An 11,770-nucleotide genomic window follows, 5' to 3' on the forward strand; every position below is an offset into this window, starting at 1 on the left:
GTCGCTCAGGCCCGGGCCACCGGCTTCTCGACCGGGACGAGCTCGGCATCGCGCACCTCGACGACCTCGCCCTCGGCATACGCGAGCTCGCTGATGCGGCCGCTCGCACGCAGGTCGGCCTCGGCGGCGCGGATCCGCTCGACGGAGGCGGCCGGCGCCACGAGGGTCATGGTGCGCACCTCGGCACGCATGCCGACCTTGGCCTCGGACTTGACCTTGCGCACGCCGGCCAGCGCCGCGCCCACCGCGGGCAGCACCGCGGCGTCGCCACCGGAGGGCAGCTCGTCACGGGTCGGCCACGACTGGCGGTGCACCGAGCCCTCGCCGAACCACGACCAGACCTCCTCCGTGGCGTACGGGATGAACGGCGCGAGCAGCCTGAGCAGCGTCTCGAGCGCGAGGCGCAGGGCGGCCCGGGCGCTCGCGGCGGCCTCGTCGCCCTGACCGCCGTACGCGCGGTCCTTGACGAGCTCGAGGTAGTCGTCGCAGAAGGTCCAGAAGAAGGTCTCGGTCACCTCGAGGGAGCGGGTGTAGTCCCAGCCCTCGAAACCCTGCGTGGCCTTGTCGACGACCTCGGCGAGGGCCGAGAGCATCGACAGGTCAAGGGGATTCGTGACAGCGGCACGCAGGTCGCCGGACACCCCACCGAAGCCGAGCGCGAACTTGCTCGCGTTGAGCACCTTGATCGCGAGACGGCGCCCGACCTTCATCTGGCCGGTGTCGTAGGCGGCGTCGGTGCCCAGCCGCCCGGAGGCGGCCCAGTAGCGGACGGCGTCGGCGCCGTTGGCCTTGACGACGTCCTCGGGCGTCTCGGCGTTGCCCTTGGACTTGCTCATCTTCTTGCGGTCCGGGTCGAGGATCCAGCCGCTGATCGCGGCGTGGCGCCACGGCGCGACGCCGTGCTCGAAGAAGGACCGCGTCACCGTGGCGAACAGCCAGGTGCGGATGATGTCGTGCCCCTGCGGACGCAGGTCGTAGGGGAAAAGCGAGCCGAACAGTGCCTCGTCGGAGCCGAGGCGCTCGCCCTCGGGCGCGCCCTCGCGCACCGGCCACCCGGCCGCGATCTGGGGCGTCAGCGACGAGGTGGCCCAGGTGTCCATGATGTCGGGGTCGGCGACGAACCCGCCGGGCACGCCGCGCTGGGCCTCGTCGTAGCCGACGGGCACGTCGACCTGGGGGTCGACCGGAAGGGCCGACTCGGGGGCGACGATGGGGTGGTCGTAGTCGGTCTCGCCCTCGGCGGTCACGGGGTACCACACCGGGAAGGGCACGCCGAAGAAGCGCTGGCGCGAGATCAGCCAGTCACCGTTGAGGCCTTCGACCCAGTTCTTGTAGCGCGAGCGCATGAAGGCCGGGTGGAAGTCGACCTCGTCGCCCATGCCGACGAGCTTCGAGCGCAGCGACTCCTCGCGACCGCCGTTGCGGATGTACCACTGGCGCGACGTGACGATCTCGAGGGGCTTGTCGCCCTTCTCGTAGAAGTTCGCCTTGCGCTGGGTCTTCTGCGGCTCGCCGTCGAGGTCGCCCGACTCGCGCAGTGCGGCCACGACGGCCTCGCGGGCGCTGAAGGTCGTCTTGGTCGCGAGCGACTCGGCGTAGAGCGCCTCGCCGGGCCCGCCGGCGATCCACTCGGGTGTCTCGGCCTGCAGGCGCCCGTTGCGGGTGATGAGCGAGCGGATCGGCAGCTGCAGCTCGCGCCACCACATGACGTCGGTGAGGTCGCCGAACGTGCAGCACATCGCGATCCCGGCGCCCTTGTCCATCTCGGCGGCCCGGTGCGCCAGGACGGGCACCTCGACGCCGAAGAGCGGTGAGCGCACCGTGGTGCCGAAGAGCGGCTGGTAGCGCTCGTCGTCGGGGTGCGCGATGAGGGCGACCACCGACGGGATGAGCTCGGGGCGGGTCGTCTCGATGTGGACCGGCTCGCCGCCGTCGCGGTGGAAGGCTACGCGGTGGTAGGCGCCCGGGTAGTCGCGGGCCTCGAGCTCGGCCTGCGCCACGGCCGTCTGGAACGTCACGTCCCACAGGCCCGGTGCCTCGCTCTGGTAGGCCTCACCGCGGGCGAGGTTGCGCAGGAACGCCTGCTGGGCCACGGCGCGGGAACGCTCGTCGATGGTGCGGTAGGTGATGTCCCAGTCGAGTGAGAAACCGAGGCGACGGAAGAGCGACTCGAAGGTCACCTCGTCCTTGACCGTGAGGATGTCGCAGAGCTCGATGAAGTTCTTGCGGCTGATGGCCTGCTGGTCGGCGGGCTTGATCGCCTTGCCCTTGGCGTCGACGCCCTCGGTGAACGGCGGCTCGTAGCCGTCGACGTACGCCAGCGTCGCGTCGCCGCGCACGCCGTAGTAGTTCTGCACCCGGCGCTCGGTGGGCAGCCCGTTGTCGTCCCAGCCGATCGGGTAGAAGACCTCGAAGCCCTGCATGCGCTTGTAGCGCGCCATGCAGTCGGTGTGCGTGTACGAGAACACGTGGCCGACGTGGAGCGAGCCGCTCGCGGTCGGCGGCGGGGTGTCGATGGCGAAGACCTGCTCACGCGGCGCGGCCAGGGCCTTCTCGCGGTCGAAGGAGTAGGTGCCCTGCTCCGCCCATACCTGCATCCACTTCTCCTCGAGGCCGTCGAGCGTGGGCCGCTCGGGGATCCGCGAGTCCGTGGTGCCAGGTGCGTCAGTCATGCGCCCAATCCTTCCATGGGCGAAGGGGTGCCCTCGACCGGCTTTGAGTGCGTATGCCGTCCGGCCGGGCCCGGGCGTGCGGCGGGGTCCGCGGGCGCGTCCTCGCGTCAGAAGTCGCAGCCGGGAAGGTCGCACCCGTCGCAGCCGTCGAACCCGGTGCCGCACCCGGTCAGGCCGTCGAAGGAGAAGAGGGAGTCGGTCGCGTCCGTGAAACCGTCGACGCCGTCGAACACGCCGCCGACGTCTGTGAGGGCGTCCAGCCCGCTCAGCTCACCGGCCGCGTCGCCGAAGCCGGACAGGGCGTCGCCGAGCGAGACGTCACCGTCCCCGCCGCCGAAGTCGTACCAGTCGAGCCCGTCGACGTAGTCGGTCCAGTGGCTGTCCTTCGCCAGCTCGCGCAGCAGCGCGGCGAAGTGGCCCGTGAGACCGAAGGCGACGGCATACGGCAGGTAGCTGCTGAGCAGCGCCCGCTTCTCCTCGAAGCGCAGCCGGCCGACCTCGGCGGTCGCGAGGTACTCGCGGAAACCGAGCGCCTGGATGCGCAGGGCGCTGCCCTCGGCCGTGCGTGGCGTGCGGGTGCCGCCCCACCGGGCGAGCACGACGAGGGCGAGCACGAGCCCGACCAACAGCGGCGTGAGGGACCAGTCGTGCTCGTCGGCGAGGTCGGTGACGAGGACGCCGGCCGCGACGAGCGTGAGTGGCACGAGCACGACGAGGCCCACTGCCCGGGTGCGCCCGTTGCGGGCCCGCGGGTGCCCGGCGTACCAGCCGCGGTCGACGACCTCGCGGTACAGCCCGATCTGGGCCTCTCGCATCGTTATCGCGAACGACCCCTTGAGGCTCGAGAGGCGCACCGTGTCGCGTCCCTCGAAGAGCCGGTCCAGGAGGAGCCGCTCGAAGGCGCTCGGCGCCTCGTCGGGTGGGGTGGCGGTGCGACGCAGCTCCCAGTCGCGGGCTTTGCCCCGACCGGTGTCCGTGCCCTGGTCGGGGGAGGCGCCCCCGGCGGCGACCTCGACGATGCGGAACCAGCCGCGTACCGCGAGGTCGACCAGGGTCGCGCTCACGTCGTGGGCGTGCGCGACCCCGTCGATGACGGTGCCGACGACGCCGGGCCGGACCTCGCGCGGGGGAGCGAAGGCCGGCGCCACGGTGCCCGACCACTCGCCGCCGCGTGCCCGGTGGCGTGGGGCGCGTGCCGGGTCGTCGGGCACGAGCCCGGGCGTGAGGGCGTCGAACACCTCGTCGCGTCCGCGCCACCACTTGACGAGGACGACGAGGCCGGCGAGAGCGAGGGGGACGAGCCCGAGGAGCGAGGCCCCCACGACGGTGTCGCGGTCCACGAGCGCCGGGGCGACGGCATACGCCATCGCCTGCCCGGTGATGCTGGTCACGTCGTCCCCTGTCGTCAGCCGGCCCACGAGGCGCGCTGGGCCATCGGCGTGCCGAAGCGTAGCCGCGCAGGGCAGAGTGTCCCCCATGGAGCCCGTCTACTCGTCAGTCATCGGCTTCGCCCGCGGGGTGTTCGCCGTCCAGGGGCTGAAGTTCACCATCCTCGGCGACGAGAACGTGCCGCGCACCGGCGGCGCCGTGATGGTCGTCAACCACACGGGCTACTTCGACTTCGCCTACGCCGGCCTGGCGGCGCAGAAGTCCGGCCGGCTGGTGCGGTTCATGGCCAAGGACGGCGTCTTCTCCCACCCCGTGAGTGGGCCGCTCATGCGGGGCATGAAGCACATCCCCGTCGACCGCACGGCCGGGGCGGCGTCGTATGCCGCCGCGGTCGACGCGCTCAGGGCGGGCGAGATCGTGGGTGTCTTCCCGGAGGCCACGATCTCCCGCTCGTTCGAGCTCAAGGAGTTCAAGACCGGCGCCGCCCGCATGGCCGCCGAGGCCGGGGTGCCGATCCTGCCCGTCGTCATCTGGGGCTCGCAGCGGGTCTGGACCAAGGGCCACCCGAAACGTCTGGGCCGCACCAACGTGCCGATCATCATGTCGGTCGCCGAGCCCGTCCCGGTCGCTGCCGACGCCGACCCCGACGAGGTGACCGCCCGCTACAAGGCGGTCATGGCCCACATGCTCGACGTCGCGCGCGCCGCCTATGAGCCCCTCACCGGCCCCGACCTCAGGTACCTCCCGGCGAGCATGGGTGGCACCGCCCCGACGCTGGCCGAGGCGACCCGGCTCGACGAGGCCGAGTCGGCCGAGCGCCAGCGCCGGGCCGACGAGCGTCGGGGCTTCTCGTCAGACTCCTGACGGCGGTCCGTACGCGCGCCGGTAGCCTTCCGGGCATGGCTCGTCAGGTACGTCAGCGCGTCCCCGAGGGTCCGGCCCCGGACCCCGCGGTCCAGAAGCTCCGGATCCGCTACACGAAGCGGGGGCGCCTCCGGTTCACCTCGAGCCGCGACTTCCAGCGCGCGCTCGAGCGGGCGCTGCGCCGGGCCGACGTGCCGATGGCCTTCTCGGCGGGCTTCCACCCGCACCCGAAGATCAGCTACGCGAACGCTGCGGCCACCGGCACGGCGAGCGAGGCCGAGTACTTCGAGATCTCGGTGACCCAGCGCGTCGACGTCGAGTCGGTGCGCGAGGCGCTCGACGAGGCCCTGCCGGAGGGGATCGACATCCTCCAGGTCGTCGAGGCGACCCCTGGCGCGCTCGCCGACAGGCTCGAGGCGAGCGACTGGGTGCTCGAGTTCGCCGGCCTGCCGATCGAGGTCCTCCGGGCCGCGGTCGAGGTGCTGCTGGCCCGCGACACGGCGGAGGTGACACGCATGACGAAGTCGGGTCCACGCACCTTCGACGTGCGGGGTTCCATCGTGTCGGCACGCGTGCTGACCTCTGCGGACGCGCTCACGGACGTCGTGGCGACTCACGTTGTCGGCGACGACTGTGCGATACTGCGCATGGTCGTACGGCACACCACACCTGCTGTACGCCCCGACGACATTCTGACCGCGCTGCGTGAGATCGCCGACCTGCAGCCTCCGCGTCCGCCACTGGTGACGCGTCTGGCGCAGGGACCGCTCGACACTGCAACCGCGAGGGTGACCGACCCGCTGGAATGACCCACCAGGTCATGACGACGAAGCGGTTGCCGACAAGAACGCCGACGGCATTCGATCACGGGGCCGCGCCCAGCGCGAACCGTTTTCGGGTGTAGTGAGACGACTTCCGTCCCGTCGCACACGCGGCGCGACGACTGCAACCGCACACGTGCGGTGTCGACGGCCCCGGCCGGCGTGTGGGTCACACCGCACCTGACGGGAGACTGCCTGATGGCACCCAACGACAACATTTCCGGCGACAACAACGGCGACGCTGCTGGCGAGGGAGCCACGCTGTTCCCGGCCGAGACCGGCCGAGACGCCGGTTCCGATGCCGGTGCGACCCCGCCCGCCGCCAAGGCGCCGGCCGCCGAGAAGGCGCCACGCCGCAGGGCCACGCGCCGCCCCCCCAAGAAGGCAGCTGCCGCCGAGGCCGAGCAGGCTCCCCAGCAGGCTGTCGAGCAGGCTGAGCTCTCCGGCGACGGGTCCACGGGCGCCGAGGCTGCCGGCGCGGCGGCTCCTGAGGCAGGCGCGGGCGACGCCGTGACCGTCGACGTGACCCTCGACGCGGCCGCTGCCGCTGACGCCCCGGCTGCCAAGCGTCCCGCCCGCAAGCGGGCCACCCGCAAGAAGGCGGCCGACGCCGACGAGACCGCGCCGCCCGCGAAGGCGACGGCGAGGCGCGGCTCCCGCGCCAATGCCGATCGTGCGGCCGCGGCGCTCGAGGAGCTCGTGGCGGAGGTCGGGACCGCCGACCAGTCGGGCACGCCGTCGGGTGACGCCCCGGGTGACGGCCCGGCCGAGACGCCGCTCGACCCCGGCTCGCTCGTGGACCTCGAGGCGCTCGAGGAGGCCGCCGACGAGCCCGTGGTGGCCTTCGGCGAGGCGGGCACCGACGACACGGACAGCACCGCCGACGACGACCGCCCCGCCGCGGTGGCCCCCAGCTTCAGCGTCCTCTTCCAGGCCCCCGACGCGACGAAGGCGACCCCGACGCGTCGCCGCAGGGCGGCCAGCGCGCCCGAGCAGACGCCTCCGTCGGCCGAGGACCTCGAGGACCTCGAGGAGCCGGAGGCCAGCGACGACGAGCGCGGCCCGTCCGACGAGCAGACCGACGACGAGACCACGCCCCGACGTTCGCGCCGCCGCCGTGGCGGCAAGGGCCGCCGCGGGCGAGCCTCCGACGAGGACGAGTCGCAGGACCAGTCGTCCGACGACGACGAGCGCGGCTCGCGGCGTCCCTCGGCCGACACCGGCGACGGTGACGAGCCCGACTCCGACGACTCCGATGACTCGGGGGCCGAGAGTGACAGCGACACCGACGACGAGAGCGGTTCGAGCCGTCGTCGTCGTCGCCGTCGCCGTGCGGGTTCGTCGAGCGACTCCGGCGACGACAGCCCCAACGTCTCGACCCGCGTGCGCCAGCCGCGGGCGCAGAGCGACGAGCCGGTGGCGGTCAAGGGATCGACCCGTCTCGAGGCCAAGAAGCAGCGTCGTCGCGAAGGCCGTGAGGCCGGACGCCGGCGCACGATCATCACCGAGGCCGAGTTCCTGGCCCGCCGCGAGGCCGTCGACCGCGTCATGGTCGTGCGCAACAAGGACGGCCGCACACAGATGGGTGTGCTCGAGGACGGCGTCCTCGTGGAGCACTACATCGACCAGGCCACCAACGTGTCGATGGCCGGCAACATCTACCTCGGCCGGGTCCAGAACGTGCTGCCGTCGATGGAGGCGGCGTTCGTCGACATCGGCAAGGGCCGCAACGCCGTGCTCTACGCCGGTGAGGTCAACTGGGACGCCGCCGGCCTCGAGGCCAACCAGCCCAAGCGCATCGAGAACGCGCTGAGCTCCGGCCAGACGGTGCTCGTGCAGGTGACGAAGGACCCGATCGGCCACAAGGGCGCCCGCCTGACGTCGCAGATCTCGCTGCCCGGCCGCTACCTCGTCTACGTGCCCAACAGCTCGATGACCGGCATCAGCCGCAAGCTTCCCGACACCGAGCGGGCGCGCCTCAAGAAGATCCTCCGCGAGGTCGTCCCGGACTCGGCGGGTGTCATCGTGCGCACCGCCGCCGAGGGGGCGAGCGAGGAGGAGCTGCGCGCCGACGTCGAGCGCCTCACGCGTACGTGGGAGGACATCCAGGCCAAGGCCGAGGCCGCCTCGACCCCCCGAGCAGGCAAGAGCAAGGGCAAGAAGAAGAACGGCGGCGCGGGCTCCGTGACCGGTGGCCAGGCCCCGATGCTGCTGCACGGCGAGCCCGACCTGACCGTGCGTGTCATCCGCGACGTCTTCAACGAGGACTTCAAGCAGCTCGTCGTCGCGGGCGACCAGGCGTGGAACGAGATCCACCCCTACATCAGCTCCGTGGCGCCCGACCTCGCCGACCGCGTCACGAAGTGGACCTCCCAGGAGGACCTCTTCACGCACCACCGCGTCGACGAGCAGCTCTCCAAGGCGATGGACCGCAAGGTCTGGCTGCCGAGCGGTGGCTCCCTGGTCATCGACCGCACCGAGGCGATGACGGTCGTCGACGTCAACACCGGCAAGTTCGTCGGCTCGGGCGGCAACCTCGAGGAGACCGTCACCAAGAACAACATCGAGGCGGCCGAGGAGATCGTGCGCCAGCTCCGGCTGCGCGACATCGGCGGCATCATCGTCATCGACTTCATCGACATGGTGCTCGAGAGCAACCGCGAGCTCGTCGTGCGGCGCCTGCTCGAGTGCCTCGGACGTGACCGCACCAAGCACCAGGTCGCCGAGGTCACCTCGCTCGGCCTGGTCCAGATGACGCGCAAGCGCGTCGGGTCGGGCCTCATCGAGGTCTTCTCCGAGACGTGCGACCACTGCAACGGACGCGGTTTCATCATCCACACCGACCCGGTCGACCGCGGCGCGCACCAGCACGACTCGGGCCAGGGCGACGGCGGCAGCAGCCGCCGGCGTGGTCGGGGCGCCAACCAGGGCGGCAACCAGGGCGGCACCCAGGGCGGTGGCTCGTCCGGTGGCAACCAGGGTGGCGCCGGGCAGGGCAGCGGGCACGGCAACGGGCAGGGCGGCGGGCAGCAGGCCCCCAGCCAGGCGGAGTCCAAGCCGAGCGGACCGACGGCTGCGCAGATCGCGGCGGCCGCCCACGCGGCGGCGCTCAAGAGCGCGTCCGGCCAGCCCGCCGGGGAGGCTGCTGCCGAGGCCATCGCGGAGGCCGGCATGGAGGTAGGCGCGGAGGTCGGGGCCCAGGGCGGCGCCCGCGTGCCGGCCGAGACCGATGGGCATCCGCATGCCTTCCCGGAGGACTCCGGCCCGTGGTCCGGTGACGACGCCCACGACGACACGTCCGACGACCAGGCCACCCAGGGCGGCTCGCACGTCGAGCTCGAGTCGGACGTCACCGACGAGACCGTCGTCGACGCGTCGCAGGACGGGTCGCGCGACGCGGCCGAAGCGCCGGCACGCACCGAGGTGTCGGTGGCGGCCTCCGTCGAGTCCGAGGGGCCCACGCCCGTCGAGTCGGCGGTCGACGTGCAGCCCGCACCGCGGGGACGTCGTCGGCGTGGCCGCGTGGTGGCCCCCGCGGGGCCGCCCCGCTCGAGCGGCGGGTCCGAGACCGCGGGCGAGGGCTGACCTCGGTTTGGAGCTGGACCGTCCCAGCCGGTAATCTTGTTCCTTGGTGCGCCCACCGGGCCCGTGTTGACGGGCCGGTGCCGAAAGCGGCGTTCCGAATCCTGATGAGAGAGTGAGTTTCACTGTGTACGCGATTGTTCGCGCTGGCGGTCGCCAGGAGAAGGTGTCGGTGGGCGATGTCCTGCTCGTCGACAAGGTGACGGGTCAGCCCGGCGATGCCATCGAGCTCACGCCGCTGCTCCTCGTGGACGGCACGACCGTCACGTCCGACGCCGACAAGCTGTCGAAGGTGTCGGTGAAGGCCGAGGTCGTCAAGGCCGCCAAGGGCCCCAAGATCGTCATCATGAAGTACAAGAACAAGACCGGCTACCGCAAGCGTCAGGGCCACCGTCAGCCGCTGACCCAGGTCAAGATCACTGAAATCAACGCGTGATCGACGCCTGACCGGCTCGGCACAGAACCTCTCAAGGAGTAACTGACATGGCACACAAGAAGGGTGCGTCCTCGACCCGCAACGGTCGCGACTCGAACGCACAGTTCCTCGGCGTCAAGCGTTTCGGTGGCCAGAAGGTCAACGCGGGCGAGATCCTCGTCCGTCAGCGCGGCACGCACTTCCACCCGGGTGAGGGCGTCGGTCGCGGTGGCGACGACACGCTGTTCGCCCTCGTCGCCGGCGCCGTGAAGTTCGGCACCAAGCGCGGCCGCAAGACGGTCAACATCGAGCAGGTCGAGACCGCCGCTGCCGAGTGATCACCTGATCACCGACTGAGCTTTTTCCGGAAGGGCGGGCCCGCGTGGCCCGCCCTTCCGCCTTTCCCGGGCACGCGGCATACGCAAGCGTGCGTATGCCGTCCGCCCACCCTGATCTGGAAGAGTGACCTCCCATGGCAGTGACCTTCGTCGACCGCGTGGTGCTGCACCTGAGCGCCGGGGCGGGCGGGCACGGTGTCGCGTCCGTCAAGCGCGAGAAGTTCAAGCCGCTGGGCGGCCCCGACGGCGGCAACGGCGGCCGGGGCGGCTCGGTCATCCTGCGTGTCGACCCGCAGTCGACGACGCTGCTCGAGTACCACCGCCACCCGCACCGCAAGGCCGGCAACGGCGCACCCGGAGCCGGCGACGAGCGCAACGGCGCCGACGGCGACGACCTCGTGCTGCCCGTGCCCGAGGGCACCGTGGTGAAGGACCGGTCCGGCCAGATCGTCGTCGACCTCGTCGGCATGGGCACCGAGCACGTCATCGCGGCCGGAGGCCGTGGCGGCCTGGGCAACAAGGCCCTCGCGAGCGCCCGGCGCAAGGCCCCCGGCTTCGCCCTGCTGGGCGAGCCGGGCGAGGACGTCGAGGTCGTGCTCGAGCTGAAGTCGCTCGCCGACGTCGCCCTCATCGGCTTTCCCAGCGCTGGCAAGTCCTCGCTCGTGTCGGTGCTGTCGGCCGCCAAGCCGAAGATCGCCGACTACCCCTTCACCACCTTGGTGCCCAACCTCGGCGTCGTCACCGCCGGGTCGAGCCGGTTCACGATCGCCGACGTGCCCGGGCTCATCCCGGGCGCTCACGAGGGCAAGGGTCTGGGGCTCGAGTTCCTGCGCCACGTCGAGCGCTGCTCGGTGCTCGTGCACGTCATCGACTGCGCCACGCTCGAGCCGGGCCGCGATCCGATGACCGACCTCGACGTCATCGAGAACGAGCTGTCGCTCTACGTCCCCGACGCGTCGCTCGGTGGGCGGCCGCTCTCCGAGCGCACCCGCATCGTCGTGCTCAACAAGGCCGACGTGCCCGAGGCGCGCGAGCTGGCCGAGATGGTCAAGCCCGACCTCGAGGCCCGTGGCATCGAGGTGTTCGTCGTCTCCGCGGTCGCCAACCAGGGCCTGCGCGAGCTGACGTTCGCCATGGCCCGACACGTCGACCAGGCGCGGGCCGAGATCGAGGCCGAGGCAGCCGCGCCGAAGCGGGTCGTGCTTCGGCCGAAGTCGGTCGACGACAAGGGCTTCGCGGTCACGAAGGAGAACGGCCCCGACGGCGTCTTCTTCCGGGTCACGGGCGACCGCCCGGTCCGCTGGGTGCGCCAGACCGACTTCAGCAACGACGAGGCCGTCGGCTACCTCGCCGACCGGCTCGGCCGGCTCGGCGTCGAGGACGAGCTGTTCAAGGCCGGCGCCGTCGCGGGCGACACCGTCGTCATCGGCGCCACCGACGACGCCGTGGTCTTCGACTGGGAGCCGACCCTGCAGGCCGGCGCCGAGCTGCTCGGCTCGCGCGGCACCGACCTTCGCCTGGCGGAGTCGTCGCGCCCGACGCGTGACGAGAAGCGCGAGGCGCAGCGCGACCGCTACGCCGCCCGCGCCGCGACCCAGGAGGAGCTCGAGGCCGAGCGCCGTTCGGGTCTGTGGCACCTCGCCGCCGACTCCGACGACGACGCCTGACGCACCCCTGGTTCGAGGTGAC

Annotated in this window: 8 protein-coding genes; 6 read left to right on the forward strand and 2 right to left on the reverse strand. The window is 71.9% G+C overall.

Going from position 1 to position 11,770, the window contains the following annotated elements; all coding sequences use genetic code 11:
- Nucleotides 1–5: 5 nt before the first annotated feature.
- Together valS and ACFQ2V_RS14410 are read right to left on the reverse strand one after the other, a co-directional pair.
- A complete protein-coding gene (valS, locus tag ACFQ2V_RS14405; RefSeq protein ID WP_386053538.1) occupies nucleotides 6–2,672 on the reverse strand; it encodes a valine--tRNA ligase in 2,667 nt (888 codons plus the stop codon).
- 107 nt (nucleotides 2,673–2,779) lie between these two features.
- Entirely contained in the window at nucleotides 2,780–4,063 is a 1,284-nt protein-coding gene (locus ACFQ2V_RS14410; protein WP_386053539.1) for a DUF2207 family protein, read from the reverse strand.
- A gap of 85 nt (nucleotides 4,064–4,148) precedes the next feature.
- Here ACFQ2V_RS14410 and ACFQ2V_RS14415 point away from each other — a divergent pair, with 85 nt between their 5' ends.
- The 6 genes from ACFQ2V_RS14415 (at nucleotide 4,149) to obgE (ending at nucleotide 11,748) form a co-directional block, all read left to right on the forward strand.
- Nucleotides 4,149–4,925: a lysophospholipid acyltransferase family protein gene (locus tag ACFQ2V_RS14415; RefSeq protein ID WP_386053540.1), complete on the forward strand. Its 777-nt coding sequence runs from the start codon at nucleotides 4,149–4,151 to the stop codon at nucleotides 4,923–4,925.
- 35 nt (nucleotides 4,926–4,960) lie between these two features.
- Nucleotides 4,961–5,734 (forward strand): TIGR03936 family radical SAM-associated protein, encoded by a 774-nt coding sequence (locus ACFQ2V_RS14420; protein WP_386053541.1) that lies wholly within the window; start codon nucleotides 4,961–4,963, stop codon nucleotides 5,732–5,734.
- Nucleotides 5,735–5,944: 210 nt separating this feature from the next.
- Entirely contained in the window at nucleotides 5,945–9,331 is a 3,387-nt protein-coding gene (locus ACFQ2V_RS14425; RefSeq protein ID WP_386053542.1) for an Rne/Rng family ribonuclease, read from the forward strand.
- A 124-nt stretch (nucleotides 9,332–9,455) separates the two neighbouring features.
- Nucleotides 9,456–9,764: a 50S ribosomal protein L21 gene (rplU, locus tag ACFQ2V_RS14430; protein WP_188031777.1), complete on the forward strand. Its 309-nt coding sequence runs from the start codon at nucleotides 9,456–9,458 to the stop codon at nucleotides 9,762–9,764.
- A 47-nt stretch (nucleotides 9,765–9,811) separates the two neighbouring features.
- The gene (rpmA, locus tag ACFQ2V_RS14435; protein WP_045190101.1) at nucleotides 9,812–10,081 is read left to right on the forward strand and encodes a 50S ribosomal protein L27; all 270 of its coding nucleotides are present in this window, start codon (nucleotides 9,812–9,814) and stop codon (nucleotides 10,079–10,081) included.
- A gap of 134 nt (nucleotides 10,082–10,215) precedes the next feature.
- Complete coding sequence (gene obgE / locus ACFQ2V_RS14440; RefSeq protein ID WP_386053543.1) at nucleotides 10,216–11,748, forward strand: GTPase ObgE; 1,533 nt, start codon at nucleotides 10,216–10,218, stop codon at nucleotides 11,746–11,748.
- Nucleotides 11,749–11,770 lie beyond the last annotated feature (22 nt).

Origin of the sequence: Terrabacter terrigena (assembly GCF_042676085.1) — a bacterium.
GTDB lineage: Bacteria > Actinomycetota > Actinomycetes > Actinomycetales > Dermatophilaceae > Terrabacter > Terrabacter terrigena.